Source organism: Klebsiella sp. TF21-TM, from assembly GCF_019753495.1.
Taxonomy (GTDB): Bacteria; Pseudomonadota; Gammaproteobacteria; order Enterobacterales; family Enterobacteriaceae; genus Klebsiella; species Klebsiella quasipneumoniae.
Genome location: NZ_JAIJYL010000050.1, coordinates 1 through 13,365, shown reverse-complemented (window position 1 = coordinate 13,365; position 13,365 = coordinate 1). Strand labels below are relative to the sequence as shown.

Sequence of the window (13,365 nt, the reverse complement as noted above, 5' to 3'; positions counted from 1 at the left end):
AAAGCGTGCGTATTGCCTGAAAACACAACCCGCTACGGGGGAGACTTACCCGAAATCTGATTTATTCAACAAAGCCGGTCATCCGCGAGATGCATTCAATCAGTACCTCTCATACAGCCATAAAGCATTGAAGAAATGTTGTTATAATGTTAATTTGTATATGTGGTGAATCCCCCTATGCGGAGGGGCATTTCCAGTCTGAATCATTTTTGCGCTTTGCGAGTCGTCCGTGGGCTGGCGGCGGCTTACCGGGAGGCACCCGGCACCACATTTTTTATTACAAATGAATATAGTTACTCATTAAAATACATGCAAATGTGATGTATCTACTGTTCTTTTACTTTGGCCATATATAGTCATAGACAATGAAAGCGATGCTTGCTGATAATAAATCCTGAACTATTTTTTGAATGAGCGTTGATTTTTTGAAAGGTTGCTGTGTACGACTGTAATCTCATGATGATCGGTAATGACTCCAATTTACTGATAGTGTTTTATGTTCAGATAATGCCCGATGACTTTGTCATGCAGCGCCACCGATTTTGAGAACGACAGTGACTTCCGTCCCAGCCTTGCCAGATGTTGTCTCAGATTCAGGTTATGCCGCTCAATGCGCTGCGTATATCGCTTGCTGATAACGTGCAGTTCTCCCTTCAGGCGGGATTCATAAAGCGGCCAGCCATCCGTCATCCATACCACGACCTCAAAGGCCGACAGCAGGCCCGGAAGACGCTCCAGCGTGGCCAGCGTGCGTTCACCGAATACGTGCGCCACAACCGTCCTCCGTATCCTGTCATACGCGTAAAACAACCAGCGCTGGCGTGATTTAGCGCCGACGTAACCCCACTGTTCGTCCATTTCCGCGCAAACAATGACGTCACTGCCCGGTTGTATGCGTGAGTTTACCGACTGCGGCCTGAGTTTTTTAAGTGTCTTAAAATCGTGTTGAGGCCAACGCCCATAATGCGTGCACTGGCGCGACATCCGACGCCATTCATGGCCATATCAATGATTTTCTGATGCGTACCGGGTTGAGAAGCGGTGTAAGTGAACTGTAGCTGCCATGTTTTACGGCAGTGAGAGCAGAGATAGCGCTGATGTCCGGCAGTACTTTTACCGTTACGCACCACGCCTTCAGTAGCTGAACAGGAGGGACAGCTGATAGAAACAGAAGCCACTGGAGCACCTCAAAAACACCTTCATACACTAAATCAGTAAGTTGGCACCATTACCGATGCTGCCATCGCCGGATTAGGCATGGCTTATGTACCGGAGCGCTATGCACAGCACGGGCTGGATACACAGCGCCTGGTAACCGTGCTGGACGACTGGACAATCACCTCGCAAGGTATCGCACTCTATTTTCCACAAAACCGGCACATGCCCGTCGCGTTACGACTGTTTGTCGACACCGTGAAAGCCACAACGCGCATCTGAAAAGCCCGACCAGGGCCGTTCAGGCGCGGCGAAAGGCCTGAACGCACCTCGTACCACCGTTTATTTGCTCAGTCACAAATAAACTGCGCTTCGCACTGGCGGGCGATTTCCCACAGCCTGTTGCGAATGACCTGCTTAAGTTGCAGCGTGGACTGGGACTGGGGTTGATCACGACGGCTGATCAGCATCACTTCAAACGGCAACGGCTGTGCGACGGGGAGTAATTTTAGCTGTTCGGCATAGCGGCAAGCCGTGAACAGATCCACCACGCCCACACCGCCGCCTGCCAGTACCATATCCGCAATCACCGAGTAGGTTTTAATCGATAACGACACTGCCGGATTCAGCTTTTTATCGCGTAGCGCGCGGTGCAGGACGCGCCCAAGCGGATCCTGGGTCTGCATCATCAGCAGGTTATTCGCGCATAACCATGCCAGCGTAACGGGCTCATGTTGGGGATGATTTGGCGGCAGTAGCGCCACCATTGACGACTGAAACAGCGGTTCCGCCAGCAGCGCTGCATCCACCTGCTGACCAAAGACCAGGGCGAAATCAAGCTGATTCTCCAGGATCATTTGGCATAAGGTACTAAAGTGTTCCGTGACCAGTTCAACGCTGACCGAGGGCACCTGTTGTCGCCAGGTGACCAATGCCGGTGCCAACACCATTTGACCGAAAGCGTGAGCCGCACCAACACGGACGATCTGCCCTTCGCCGCGTCGCAGTTGTTCAGTGAGCTGGGTGATGGATTGTAAGCGTTGGTAGAGATCTTCCACCTCTGGCAGCAGCCGTCGCCCTTCTGCCGTGACGCTCATGCCCTGGATACGCCGCTCAAACAGCGCAAAGCCCAGTTGCTGTTCTGCATGATTCAGCACGCGGCTGATATTGGGCTGCGATACGTTGAGCAGGCGCGCGGCTGCGCTGATGCTGCCGGTCTGTACGATGGCCTGAAAGACTTCTATGTGACGGAGCCGCATCATTATTTACCCTGTGTGGATTCAGCTACCCGCAGGCCGCTGTGATGCACCCTTTTCAGCGCTTCACTTACAGCACCGCCAACGCCTGAATCAAAATTGAAAACCTGAACCATCTGTCATCTCACCCGCGGTACGGGCAAAGAAACGGCCAGCGCCTGAATCTGTCCTGCCTCTGTCGTTATTCCTTACTGCCGATACGATCCGGGCGGGTAAAGACAGGACAACCCCTGCTGCAAAAATTGTACCGTAAAACAGAGGGAGGCGAAGGGACCCGCTACCGCCTTGCGCTGAAATAAGGCGGCGCCGGGCTTATGCAAGGGGAAACAGGTGCAAATCGCGCCGGTATCGGTCCATTTCCCCTCACTGGCTGAATCATTGAAAAGGGTAAAGCCAGGCGTTCGCCCTGCCATGGTGCAGCGGGGAGACGGCCGGGTTATCTCATGTGGATCGACGGTGCCTGGTGGCGGATTGTCGGTCAGTGCGCACGATCGCGCCCGGCGGCGATGTTTCTGAAAAAAGGAAGCTGCAGGGGCGAAGGTTACCCGCCCCTGACCTCATGGCTGTCCCTGTGCTACGACTGGGTACTCGCCAGGTAAGAAAATGCACTGAGCAAGCTGATCAACGTCTCCATCCGCTCTGCCTGATATCCCACGGTAACCGCATCGATGCGCGTGACGCCGGGGATCAGGCTGAACAGATCGGCCAACACGGGTTTACTGGCCTGAAGCTGCATATGATAAGGCGCGGTCAACCGGGTCGTGCGCGTATTGCGCTGATGCTCAAGCGCGGCGCGTGCAGCACTGCCTATGGCACGTTGTGCCGCTTTGGGACTAATGGATTCTGCGCAGGTATGGGAAATGGCGCGTTTGACACAAACGTAGTCAACCGTTGGGTAATACTCTGCTATCCAGCTCTGCAGCTGATCGTCGCCCGTGACCAGCCACAGTGGCGTGCCCTGCTCAGCGGCGGCAGCGGCGTAAATATCGGTTTCGCCCATCACCAGGCCATTGATATGGATACGCCAGAATGCACGGCCATTAATGGTGTGCGCCAGTACGCCGGGTTCGCCTGCTGCGCTGTGATAGCCCACCAGAAATAATCCGTCGAACGTCTGCTGTTCTATGCCTTGAACCATCGACAAGCCGCGCGGTTTGCCCTGCACCAGCCGGGCGCGGGGATCAAGATTTTCCGCCCGCAGGTTGGTCATTTGCGCATGGCTGTCTGCAACGACCACCTCCGTTGCGCCTCCCGCGAACGCCCCCTCAATCGCGGCATTCACTTCCTGTTCCATCAGACCACGGGCCAACTGATATTCCGGGTTGCCGGGTGTGCATTGCTCCGGACGCATAACGCCCGCGATACCTTCAATATCGGCAGAAATAAAAATTTTCATGTGGTTAACCTGTCCAGAATCTGAGTCAGTGAGGGGCGATGGTGACCCCGAAAGCCGGTAACAGGCTCTGCGCTCAACAAGGCATCGAGTACAGCCTGTTCGGTGGCATCTGCCGCGGCGGCAAGCAGCGGCTCCAGCATGGCGTCCTGCGGCGGTTGCGGCAGCGGTTGCGTTGAAAACGCTACGGCGATATCGCCCGAGCCGTGGCCCCAGTAGCTGCCCAGCCGCCCGAGGCCGGCACCGGCACGCTTCGCGATACGCTTCAACTGACGCGCATCCAGCGGCGCATCCGTCGCCATCACGATGATGACAGAACCGGCATCACGTTGCGGTGCCTCTCCTGCCAGCAGCGGTGCAATCACTTCACCGAGTCGCACACCGTCAAGCGTGAGCGCGCTGAGCGCGCCAAAATTCGCCAGCACCAGCACTCCCAGCGTGGCATTGAGCGACGGAATAACACGCGAGGCCGTGCCGATCCCGCCCTTCAGATTAAAACAGCTCATCCCGCGTCCTGCGCCAACGCTGCCGCGGGAAAAGTGCGCTGCGGCTGTATGCAATGCTTCCTGCGCCATCGCCTCACTGATGGCCAGCGCCTGAATATCATTGAGCCAGCCGTCGTTGCACTCCAGGGCCAGCGGGTTCACCGTCGGCAGCGTCCGCCCGAGTTCCGGGTTACGACGGATGGCATCCCGTACCAGCGCGGTAAACAGCGTGCCCACCGCCAGCGTGTTACTGAGCAGAATCGGCGTGTGTAACACACCCAGCTCCTCGACCTGTGTCAGTCCGACCGGTTTCGCAAAGCCATTCAGAACTTCAGCTCCGCACGGCAGCGGCGTGAGATACAGGTTATCACCCGGCGGAACGATAGCGGTGACGCCAGTCTGCCGCTCTCCCTCAGCCAGCGTGACGTGGCCGACGCGCACACCAGCCACATCGCTGATGCGATTAGTGGGGCCGCATGCGCTACGCGGCTGCCCCAACTGACGCTCGTTACGCCAGCGATCCAGCAGCAGTTCGCACTGCAGTTGTTGAAAGTCCATCATCAGCCCTTAAGTTTCGGGTCGAGCGTGTCACGCAGCGCGTCGCCGAGCAGGTTAAACGCCAGCACCGTGATAAAAATCGCCAGCCCCGGAAACACGCTCATGTGCCACGCGCCCGCCATCATCATGCTCCGGCTCATGGCCAGAATATTGCCCCATTCAGGCACATCCGGCTCCGGTCCGAGGCCAATAAAGCTTAAGCCTGCCGCTGTGAGAATACTGGTGCCAATGCGCATCGTAAAATAAACAATGACGCTGGAAAGCGTGCCCGGCAGAATATGGCGCAGGATAATGATTCGGTCGGGTGCACCGGCACAGCGCACGGCTTCCACATAGGCAGCCTGTCTCAATGACAGCGTGGAGGCGCGAACAATCCGGGCAAAGACGGGCACGCTGAACACCGCGACGGCGATGATGACATTGTTCAGGCCCGTTCCCAGAAGCGCCACCACCGCAATGGCCAGCAGCATGCCGGGAAACGCGAATAACACATCAGCACCGCGCATGATCAGCATATCGACCCAGCTACCGTAATAGCCCGCCAGCAACCCCAGCACGACGCCGACAATCATGCCGAGCGTCACGGACAGCACGCCGACATACAGCGAAATACGCGCCCCATAGATAATACGGCTGAGCAGGTCGCGCCCCAGTTCATCGGTGCCCATCCAGTGTGCTGCCGAAGGGGGCGAGGATAACGCCATCCAGTCGGGTGCCATCGGATCCCAGGGAGCCAGCCAGGGCGCAAAGATCGCCACCAGAATCAGCAGCAGGACAAATCCGCCTGAAACCAGCGCCAGAGGATTGCGCACAAAAGCATGCAGGAAATCGCGCCACGGCGAGCGAATAACCTGAGGCGGGTTATCAGTCAGCGATTGATGACTCATCTCGGCTCCTGTCGCAGACGAATTGCCGGATTGACGACCGCGTAAAGCAGATCCACCAGCAGATTAATGACGATAAATTCAAATACAAACAGCATCACCAGCGCCTGAATGACCGGCTGATCCTGCGCTTTGATAGACTCAATTAACAGCCAGCCTAACCCTGGCCAGTTGAAGACGCTTTCCACGACAATCGAACCGCCCAGCAGAAAACCAAACTGCAACCCCAGCATGGTGATTACTGGGATGAGCGCGTTACGCATCACGTGTTTCCACGTCACCAGACGGTTACGCAGCCCTTTAGCTTTCGCGGTGCGCACGTAATCTTCCTGTGCCACTTCAAGGAAAGCCGAGCGGGTAAAGCGTGCCATGACCGCCGCAACGGACGATCCCAGCGTGATGGCGGGCAGGACAATATCGCTGGCCTTGTTAAAGCCGCTGACCGAGAACAGGCCAAAAGGCATCGCAACGAACTGGATTAGCAGCAGCCCCAGCCAGAACGCCGGCATCGAGATACCGCCCACCGCCACGCTCATTAGCGTCCAGTCTTGCCATTTCCCTCGTTTCAGGGCCGCGAGTACGCCAAGCATCAGGCCGAGAAGCACAGACCAGGCGAAACCGGCTAAGGCGAGCCACAGTGTGGGCAGGAAGCCCTGCTTAATCACCTGCAGCACCGGTTGCTGGGTGCGGTACGTGGTGCCAAGATCGCCATGTAACAGGCTGTCTATCCAGTTAACATACTGCTGCGGCAACGAGTCGTTGAGCCCGAGGTGCTGACGTGCCGCTTCGACCGCTTCAATCGGTGCATCCGGCCCGGCATAAATGCGCGCCGGATCGCCCGGCAGCAGCTTGATGAAACCGAAAACCAGCAGCGAGACCACCAGCAAAACCGGGATCATCTCCAGCAATCGGCGAATGATGTATGCAAACATGCCATTCCCTGAAATAAAGGTGAAACGGGAAGCCTCACGTGCCGCCGTAACCGGCAAGGGCACGTGAGGGACATCCGCGACTTATTTAAACGACGCCTGAGTAAACAACAGATTGCCATCAGGCAGCATCGAAACGCCGCTCAGGGTGCTGCGTTTGCCTACCAGATTGTCTGGCGTGCCAAGGAACGCCACGGGGGCCTCTTTCCACAACAGCTTTTGCGCTTGTGCATAGGCGATACCACGTTTTGCCGGATCGGCCGTCGCCAGCCCGGCAGCAATCGCCTTGTCGACATCAGGATTGCTGAAATAGGAGACATTGTACGAGGTAGGTACCCAGGATTCGGTGGCGAACAGCGGACGCAGAGCCCAGTCGGCATCGCCTGTAGACGTCGACCAGCCGCCATAATAGAGGTCAAATTCGGCTTTTTTCGGGTCCTGAACGCCCCACAGCTTCGCGTTGCGCGTTCCGGAATCCATCGGTGTCACCGTGGCGCGAATACCCACCGTGGCCAGTTGCGCCTTCAGCACCTGGGCGGCGCGCACGCTGGCGGTCGCATTGGTGACCCAGAGCTTGAGATCCAGCCCATTCGGGTAGCCCGCCGCTTTCAGCAACGCTTTGGCCTTATCCGGCGCATAGTGGTAATCGGGATCGCTCTGCTTCTCATAGAACTGCACCCCTTCCGGCATCGCGGAGGTGGCCGGTTTACCCAAACCGGCAAAGGCCACCTTCAACCACAGATTACGGTCAATCGCATAGTTGATTGCCTGGCGCACGCGGACATCGGCCAGTGGCTTATGCTGCGTATTGATCGCCATGTAATAGAGATAGATGCTCGGATCGCGCTGAATCGCGAGGTTGCTGTCCTGCTTCACCGCCGCGATCAGATCCGAAGGCAAAGGCCAAATGGCATCCACCTGACCCGATTTCAACGCGGCAACCCGTGTCGCATCTTCCGGACTGGGTGAGAAGATCACCTGATCGACTTTGGGCCAGCCCTGCCGCCAGTAACCGTCATACTTCGCCAGCGTGACCGCTTTGCCCGGTGTCCAGTTTACGAATTTAAATGGTCCGGTCCCCACCGGATGCAGCCGCAACTGGGCCTCGTCCGGATACTGTTTCAGAACCGACGGGCTCCACATCACCGCCGAAGGGTGCGCCAGCGTGTTAATAAAAGCACCAAATGACTGATTGAGTGAGATTTTCACCTGATCGGGTGCCAGCACCGTCACCTTATCGATCATTTTGTACAGGCTGTTGCGCTTCAGCCCTTTTTTCTGGTCAGCCAGACGATCAAGGTTCGCTTTGACCGCTTCCGCATCAAAAGGCGTACCGTCCTGGAAGGTAACGCCTTTACGCAGCGTCAGCGTAAATTCCGTCGCACTGTCGTTGGAGGTGTAACCGGTCGCCAGCCAGGGCTCCAGCTTCATCTGGGGATCAAACTGAAACAGGCGCTCAAAGATACCGCTTTGCACCGAGTAGCTGACATTATCCGAGGTATCGTGCGGATCGAGCCCCGTAATATCGGCATACATTGAAATGCGCAGATCCTGTGCCTGCGCGGTCATGACCAGTGTCGTCGTTAAGGCGAGGGCGAGTGAAGTACGGCGGAACAGCGTTTTCATAAAATCTCCTGGTCGTTAAGGATTATCGCAATGCAATGCCGTCAGCGACCCAGTGTTGCGGTGCAACCTGCCGATAACGGGGTTTCGTGACCGTTTCGCCCACCTTTCGCAACGGCGAAGGGATTTCGCTGTCATCAAAACGGCGAGGCTGACGGTTCTCGGGATCTGCCACCGGCACGGAGGCCAGCAGACGTTGGGTATAAGGATGTTGCGGTTGATTAAAGACCGACTGGCGCGGTCCGAACTCGACAATCTGGCCGAGGTACATCACCGCCACGCGGTTGGCAATGCGCTCGACGACCGCCATATCATGAGAGATGAATATCCAGGCTACGCCCGTTTGCTGCTGGAGATCCATCATCAGATTCACCACCTGCGCCTGAATTGAAACGTCAAGGGCCGATACGGCTTCATCAGCAATAATCACTTTCGGTTTCAGGGCCATCGCGCGGGCAATGGCAATACGCTGGCGCTGACCGCCCGAAAATTCGTGCGGATAACGGCGCGCGTGCTCCGGCAACAGCCCGACGCTTGTCAGCAGCGCATCAATGTGTGGAGAAGCCTGTTCCAGTGAGTCCACCATGCCATGCAACAGCAACGGCTCGGCAATGGTAAACCCCACCGTCAGACGTGGATTCAGTGACGCATAGGGGTCCTGAAACACCATCTGAATTTCACGGCGCAGCGGCTGGAATGCCGTCTCTTTCAGATGAGAGATTTCCTTTCCTTCAAAGTGGATGCTTTCCGCCTCACTGGCGATCAGGCGCATCAGCGCACGCCCGGTGGTCGATTTACCGCAGCCGCTTTCACCCACGATGGCCAGGGTTTCACCCGGCCACAGACTGAAATCAATCTGCTCAACCGCATGCACATGATGCGTATGGGTCGAGAAGATGCCGCTGCGGATGGGGTAATACACTTTTAACCCACGTACATCGAGTAGCGGTTCGCTGTCGTAGCGCGCCGTCAGCTGTTCGTGTTGCGCCACCTGTTGTGCACCCAACAGAGGAAAGCGTTGCGGCCACGCGTATTCGCGCATGTCGCCCAGTTTTGGCACGGCTGCCAGCAACGCTTTGGTATATGCATGCTGCGGGGCGGCAAAAATCTCTGACACGGTGCCCTGCTCGACCACTTCGCCACGCAGCATGACCACAACACGATCCGCAATTTCCGCCACAACGCCCATATCATGGGTGATAAACAACACCGCCATGTTCTTCTCGCGTTGCAACTCACGCAGGATATGTAAAATGCGCGCCTGTACGGTGACGTCCAGCGCCGTCGTGGGTTCGTCGGCAATCAGGAGTTGCGGATCACAGGCCAGCGCCTGAGCAATCATCACGCGCTGGCGCATTCCGCCGGACAGCGCGTGCGGATAGCTTTTCATGACGCGATCGACATCGGCAATACGTACCTGTCGCAGCAGTTCACGTACGCGCGCATGAGCCTGTTTCTTGTCGCACTGATGATGGTCGCGTAACGCTTCGGTGAGTTGATCATCGATACGCAGCACCGGATTCAGTGAGGTCATCGGCTCCTGAAAGATCATCGCCATTTCACGGCCACGCAACGTGCGGCGCTGACTGTCATCCAGCGTTTCTAACGCATGAACTTCTCCGCGGCGATCGCGAAACTGCATGCTGCCGCGATCGATACGGCCGCTGCTCGCCAGCAAGCCCATCACGGCCAGCGACGTGACTGATTTACCTGAGCCGCTCTCGCCCACCACGGCGACAATTTCGCCTGGATAAATGGCGAAACTGATGCCTTTTAGCGCCTGATTCTCACCACTGCGTCCACGAAATGAGACGCTAAGGTTCTGAACAGCAAGCACCGGTGATGCACCGTCAGCACGTGTGGCAGAAGAAGTGAGTCGTGTGTCCGTCATCAATGCCTCGTCGCGTTACAGCCAGATACGGCCATCGGAGTAATTCAAAAAAGGAGAGCTGTCAGCCGCCAGCCAGATCGGGCCATCTAAATCGACGTGCTCTGCGTGCACCGCCACGGGCAATGCCGCTTCCATCGCCAGGGATGAACCCAGCATGCAGCCGACCATGATGCGCATGTTCTGCTTGTGCGCTTCATCGACCATCGCCAGCGCTTCCGTCAGACCTCCGCACTTATCCAGCTTGATGTTGATCATCTCGTAGCGATGACGCAGGCTGGCAATGTCCTCTCGCGTGTGGCAACTCTCGTCCGCACAGACGGGAACAGGATGACGGAAGCGTTGCAGGTCATGATCCTGACCAGCGGGAAGCGGTTGCTCGACCATCGCGATGTTAAAGGCCTGAAGCGCCACCAGCAGGCTTTCCAGATCCATTCCCGACCAGGCTTCATTGGCATCGATAATGAGCGTCGCACGCGGGGCCGCCGCACGAATCGCCGCCACTTTTTCCAGAACCGCATCGCGGTCAAGCTTGATTTTGAGCAGGATGGCACCCCGCGAGACGGCATCCGCCGCCGCCAGCGCCATGTTTTCCAGCGTATCGAGGCTGAGGGTTTCCGCCGTGACGACCGAGCGTGGCGGCGGGCATGCACTTTGTTGCCAGAGCGTTTGACTGGCCCGTGCGGCGTCAAGTCGCCACAGTGCGCAGTCCAGAACATTGCGCGCGGAACCGGCGGGCAAACGGTGTTGCAGATCATCGCGGCTCAGGCCTGCTTCCACGTCAGCACGTACCGCCTCAAGCTGGGCCTGAACGCTGTCTGGCGTTTCATCGTAGCGCGCCGTTGGTGTACATTCGCCCTGCCCAATAAAGCCGTTTTGCTCAAGCGTGACGCGGATAACCGTCACGGCGGTACGCACACCGCGCGAGATAGCAAACGGTCGCGCCAGCGGCAGTTCCACCACGTTGATCTGCACCTGTCTCATCTCAGCCCCGCTCCTGAAGCAGCGCGGCGATGTCATCGATACCAAAACGCACCGGATCGGTTGCCGGTAAACCGAATTCGGCACAGATTTCAGCACAATAGGCGCGCGCGTCTTCTTCCGTGTAGTTTGAGGTGTTAATCGCAAAGCCAGCCAGTTGAACGGACTCACTGGTCACCCGGGCGGCGCGCAGATTGGCTTCCACGCAGTCTTTCAGGCTAACCATCGGTTGATGCGGCAAATGGCGCATATGCGGACGGCCCATTTCATGGCACATCACCAACCAGTGCGGTTGCGCACCGTGCATAAGCCCCATACTGACGCCCGCGTAAGAGGGATGGAACAACGATCCCTGCCCTTCCACGATATCCCAGTGATCATCATCGTTGGCAGGAGACAGGGCTTCTGCCGCACCGGCAATAAAGTCCGCGATTACCGCATCCACAGCAATGCCTTCCCCTGCAACCAGAATCCCGGTCTGTCCCGTGGCACGAAAATCCGCTTTCATTCCGCGCGCACGCATTGCCGCTTCCAGCGCCAGTGAGGTGTACATCTTGCCCACTGAGCAGTCGGTCCCCACCGTGAGTATCCGCTTGCCTGAACGCTTCTTACCGCTGCCAACACTCAGCTTCGGACGCATATGACGTAAATCGAAAAGCGCAACACCAAACGTCTCTGCCAGCGTGACCAGCTCGGGCCCATCTACCAGACGATGATGTAATCCGCTGGCCACGTTCATGCCGGCTTTGATGGCACTTTTCACCGTATCCAGCCAGTGTTCGGGCAGATATCCCCCTGCGTTGGCGGTGCCCAGCACCAGCGTTTTCGCGCCGCGCGCTTTGGCGCTGGCGATATCAAGTTCATCCAGCCCCAGGCTGACCGTACAGCCCGGCAGTTTAATTTCGCCAACGCACTGTTCCGGTCGCCAGATATGAATACCGCGCGCCGTTTTTGCCGCGAGGGGATCGGTAACATCGCCAAGAAAAAGTAAATAGGGTTGTGGGATTAGCATGAGAGTTCTCGTTTCAGACAAAGGTAAGGTTCTGAAACCACTATTTCATGCGTGTTGAAAAGTGACGAATGCTTGTTTGGTTGCGGGGTATAACGGCAGGCTATAGTCAGATAAAAAACTAATGGCAACCGCGTTATTTCAACGAATCAGGGTGAAATCGGCCCCGGTGCCGGGGCGAGTCATATGAAAAGGATAATATCCGCCGGGGAATCCATGGAGAGATATCGCTTTATGTCAGTCAACGGGAAGCAAGGCCGTCTACTTCGACGCTGTCTTTCATAATGCCCCGGCATGGTATCGGGTGCCACGGATAACACGCTTTGGGGCGTGGTGAGGATGTTATCTTTCCTCTCAAAACGCTGTGACTGACAACCGAGAGGAAACGCGGTAATTACAGCTTTCCGGTCAGATACTGTGCTTCACCATCCGCAAAGCTCCAGTCACCCGGCGCATTGGTAATAAAGCTGATCATCAAATCTTTCCCTTCCACCCCACAGTGTTCTGCCAGTTCCCGTGCCAGTTCCGCCATGAAACGCGTTTTTTGCTCTTCACTTCTCGGGCTGGTAAACACCCGGACCATCACCAGACGGTCGCTGCGTTCAAACCCCAGCCCGGTATCCTGGAACACCATCTGGTAATTTTTATTTTCGTGAACAATCTGATAACGGTCACGTTCGGGAACGTTAAACGCGGTGAGCACAGCCCGATGTGCAGCGTCCAGCATTGTTCTGATTTCCGTAGCAGAACGTCCCTCAATGATGTCGAATGTCAGCAATGGCATAAATAAACCCTCGGTTGGTCTAAATCGTAAGTGTATGATGTCGCGCTATGTTGACGACGGCTGTTGAAAAGAAAAAGAGACAGGGCTGAAATGATTATTCGCTATTTTGAACAATCCCGATGAAAGCATTCCGAACGGATGAACTGTGGGTGCATTTGTACTGGCTGACGGTACTCGCTGAAGCGGGAAGTTTTACCCGCGCGGCTGATCGGCTGGAGGTCAGCAAGGCAGCCATGAGTCAGAAAATCAAAGAGCTGGAGAATATGGCCGGCACAGCACTGGTGCAGCGCACTACCCGCAGCGTCCGTCTGACCTCGGCGGGCGAAAAACTGGTGGACAACTTGGGAAGGTGCGAACAAGTTCCTGATATGAGATCATCATATTCATCCGGAGCGCATCCCAGAGGGACATCATGAGCCA

General features: G+C 56.6%; 12 protein-coding genes and 1 pseudogene. 2 read left to right on the top strand and 11 right to left on the bottom strand.

The annotated features are described in order from the left end of the window. Nucleotides 1-480: 480 nt before the first annotated feature. Nucleotides 481-1,178 (bottom strand): IS1 family transposase gene (locus K5R89_RS25715; protein ID WP_313771225.1). Its coding sequence is split into 2 segments (ribosomal slippage): nucleotides 481-929 and nucleotides 929-1,178, totalling 699 coding nucleotides; the frame shifts between segments, so codons are not numbered across the junction. A 49-nt stretch (nucleotides 1,179-1,227) separates the two neighbouring features. On the opposite strand from K5R89_RS25715, the gene K5R89_RS25710 reads away from it, so the two are divergent. Then, nucleotides 1,228-1,437, top strand: coding sequence for a LysR substrate-binding domain-containing protein (locus K5R89_RS25710; RefSeq protein ID WP_077255705.1), 210 nt, complete (start codon nucleotides 1,228-1,230; stop codon nucleotides 1,435-1,437). Nucleotides 1,438-1,505: 68 nt separating this feature from the next. Here K5R89_RS25710 and K5R89_RS25705 read toward each other — a convergent pair whose 3' ends face one another. From K5R89_RS25705 to K5R89_RS25660, 10 genes are all read right to left on the bottom strand, one after another. Further along, nucleotides 1,506-2,414, bottom strand: a complete 909-nt coding sequence (locus tag K5R89_RS25705; protein WP_032413424.1) for a LysR family transcriptional regulator — start codon at nucleotides 2,412-2,414, stop codon at nucleotides 1,506-1,508. Between the two features lie 571 nt (nucleotides 2,415-2,985). Beyond that, nucleotides 2,986-3,807: a M55 family metallopeptidase gene (locus tag K5R89_RS25700; protein WP_065813376.1), complete on the bottom strand. Its 822-nt coding sequence runs from the start codon at nucleotides 3,805-3,807 to the stop codon at nucleotides 2,986-2,988. Next, entirely contained in the window at nucleotides 3,804-4,847 is a 1,044-nt protein-coding gene (locus tag K5R89_RS25695; protein ID WP_023328922.1) for a P1 family peptidase, read from the bottom strand. Before K5R89_RS25695 ends, K5R89_RS25700 begins: the two co-directional genes overlap by 4 nt. Nucleotides 4,848-4,849: 2 nt before the next feature. Next, entirely contained in the window at nucleotides 4,850-5,734 is an 885-nt protein-coding gene (locus K5R89_RS25690; protein ID WP_023328923.1) for an ABC transporter permease subunit, read from the bottom strand. Then, complete coding sequence (locus K5R89_RS25685) at nucleotides 5,731-6,663, bottom strand: ABC transporter permease subunit (RefSeq protein ID WP_015065583.1); 933 nt, start codon at nucleotides 6,661-6,663, stop codon at nucleotides 5,731-5,733. The genes K5R89_RS25690 and K5R89_RS25685 overlap by 4 nt, the downstream gene beginning before the upstream one ends. 81 nt (nucleotides 6,664-6,744) lie before the next feature. Next, the gene (locus K5R89_RS25680) at nucleotides 6,745-8,286 is read right to left on the bottom strand and encodes a glutathione ABC transporter substrate-binding protein (protein ID WP_015065582.1); all 1,542 of its coding nucleotides are present in this window, start codon (nucleotides 8,284-8,286) and stop codon (nucleotides 6,745-6,747) included. A gap of 22 nt (nucleotides 8,287-8,308) precedes the next feature. Next, complete coding sequence (locus tag K5R89_RS25675; RefSeq protein ID WP_065813375.1) at nucleotides 8,309-10,174, bottom strand: ABC transporter ATP-binding protein; 1,866 nt, start codon at nucleotides 10,172-10,174, stop codon at nucleotides 8,309-8,311. A 15-nt stretch (nucleotides 10,175-10,189) separates the two neighbouring features. Then, nucleotides 10,190-11,155, bottom strand: a complete 966-nt coding sequence (dgcA, locus tag K5R89_RS25670; RefSeq protein WP_023328925.1) for an N-acetyl-D-Glu racemase DgcA — start codon at nucleotides 11,153-11,155, stop codon at nucleotides 10,190-10,192. Nucleotide 11,156: 1 nt separating this feature from the next. Next, entirely contained in the window at nucleotides 11,157-12,164 is a 1,008-nt protein-coding gene (gene dgcN, locus K5R89_RS25665) for an N-acetyltransferase DgcN (protein ID WP_032413314.1), read from the bottom strand. A gap of 391 nt (nucleotides 12,165-12,555) precedes the next feature. Beyond that, the gene (locus tag K5R89_RS25660) at nucleotides 12,556-12,945 is read right to left on the bottom strand and encodes a tautomerase family protein (protein ID WP_015065578.1); all 390 of its coding nucleotides are present in this window, start codon (nucleotides 12,943-12,945) and stop codon (nucleotides 12,556-12,558) included. A 119-nt stretch (nucleotides 12,946-13,064) separates the two neighbouring features. Here K5R89_RS25660 and K5R89_RS25655 point away from each other — a divergent pair. Next, nucleotides 13,065-13,283 (top strand): annotated as a pseudogene (locus K5R89_RS25655) (LysR family transcriptional regulator); the annotation flags it as partial. Nucleotides 13,284-13,365: the final 82 nt, after the last annotated feature.

Excerpts from the sequence above, each read along its gene's own strand:
- K5R89_RS25705 (WP_032413424.1), bottom strand. The coding sequence starts at position 2,414 with ATGCGGCTCCGTCACATAGAAGTCTTTCAGGCCATCGTACAGACCGGC.
- K5R89_RS25700 (WP_065813376.1), bottom strand. The coding sequence starts at position 3,807 with ATGAAAATTTTTATTTCTGCCGATATTGAAGGTATCGCGGGCGTTATG.
- K5R89_RS25695 (WP_023328922.1), bottom strand. The coding sequence starts at position 4,847 with ATGGACTTTCAACAACTGCAGTGCGAACTGCTGCTGGATCGCTGGCGT.
- K5R89_RS25690 (WP_023328923.1), bottom strand. The coding sequence starts at position 5,734 with ATGAGTCATCAATCGCTGACTGATAACCCGCCTCAGGTTATTCGCTCG.
- K5R89_RS25685 (WP_015065583.1), bottom strand. The coding sequence starts at position 6,663 with ATGTTTGCATACATCATTCGCCGATTGCTGGAGATGATCCCGGTTTTG.
- K5R89_RS25680 (WP_015065582.1), bottom strand. The coding sequence starts at position 8,286 with ATGAAAACGCTGTTCCGCCGTACTTCACTCGCCCTCGCCTTAACGACG.
- K5R89_RS25675 (WP_065813375.1), bottom strand. The coding sequence starts at position 10,174 with ATGACGGACACACGACTCACTTCTTCTGCCACACGTGCTGACGGTGCA.
- dgcA (WP_023328925.1), bottom strand. The coding sequence starts at position 11,155 with ATGAGACAGGTGCAGATCAACGTGGTGGAACTGCCGCTGGCGCGACCG.
- dgcN (WP_032413314.1), bottom strand. The coding sequence starts at position 12,164 with ATGCTAATCCCACAACCCTATTTACTTTTTCTTGGCGATGTTACCGAT.
- K5R89_RS25660 (WP_015065578.1), bottom strand. The coding sequence starts at position 12,945 with ATGCCATTGCTGACATTCGACATCATTGAGGGACGTTCTGCTACGGAA.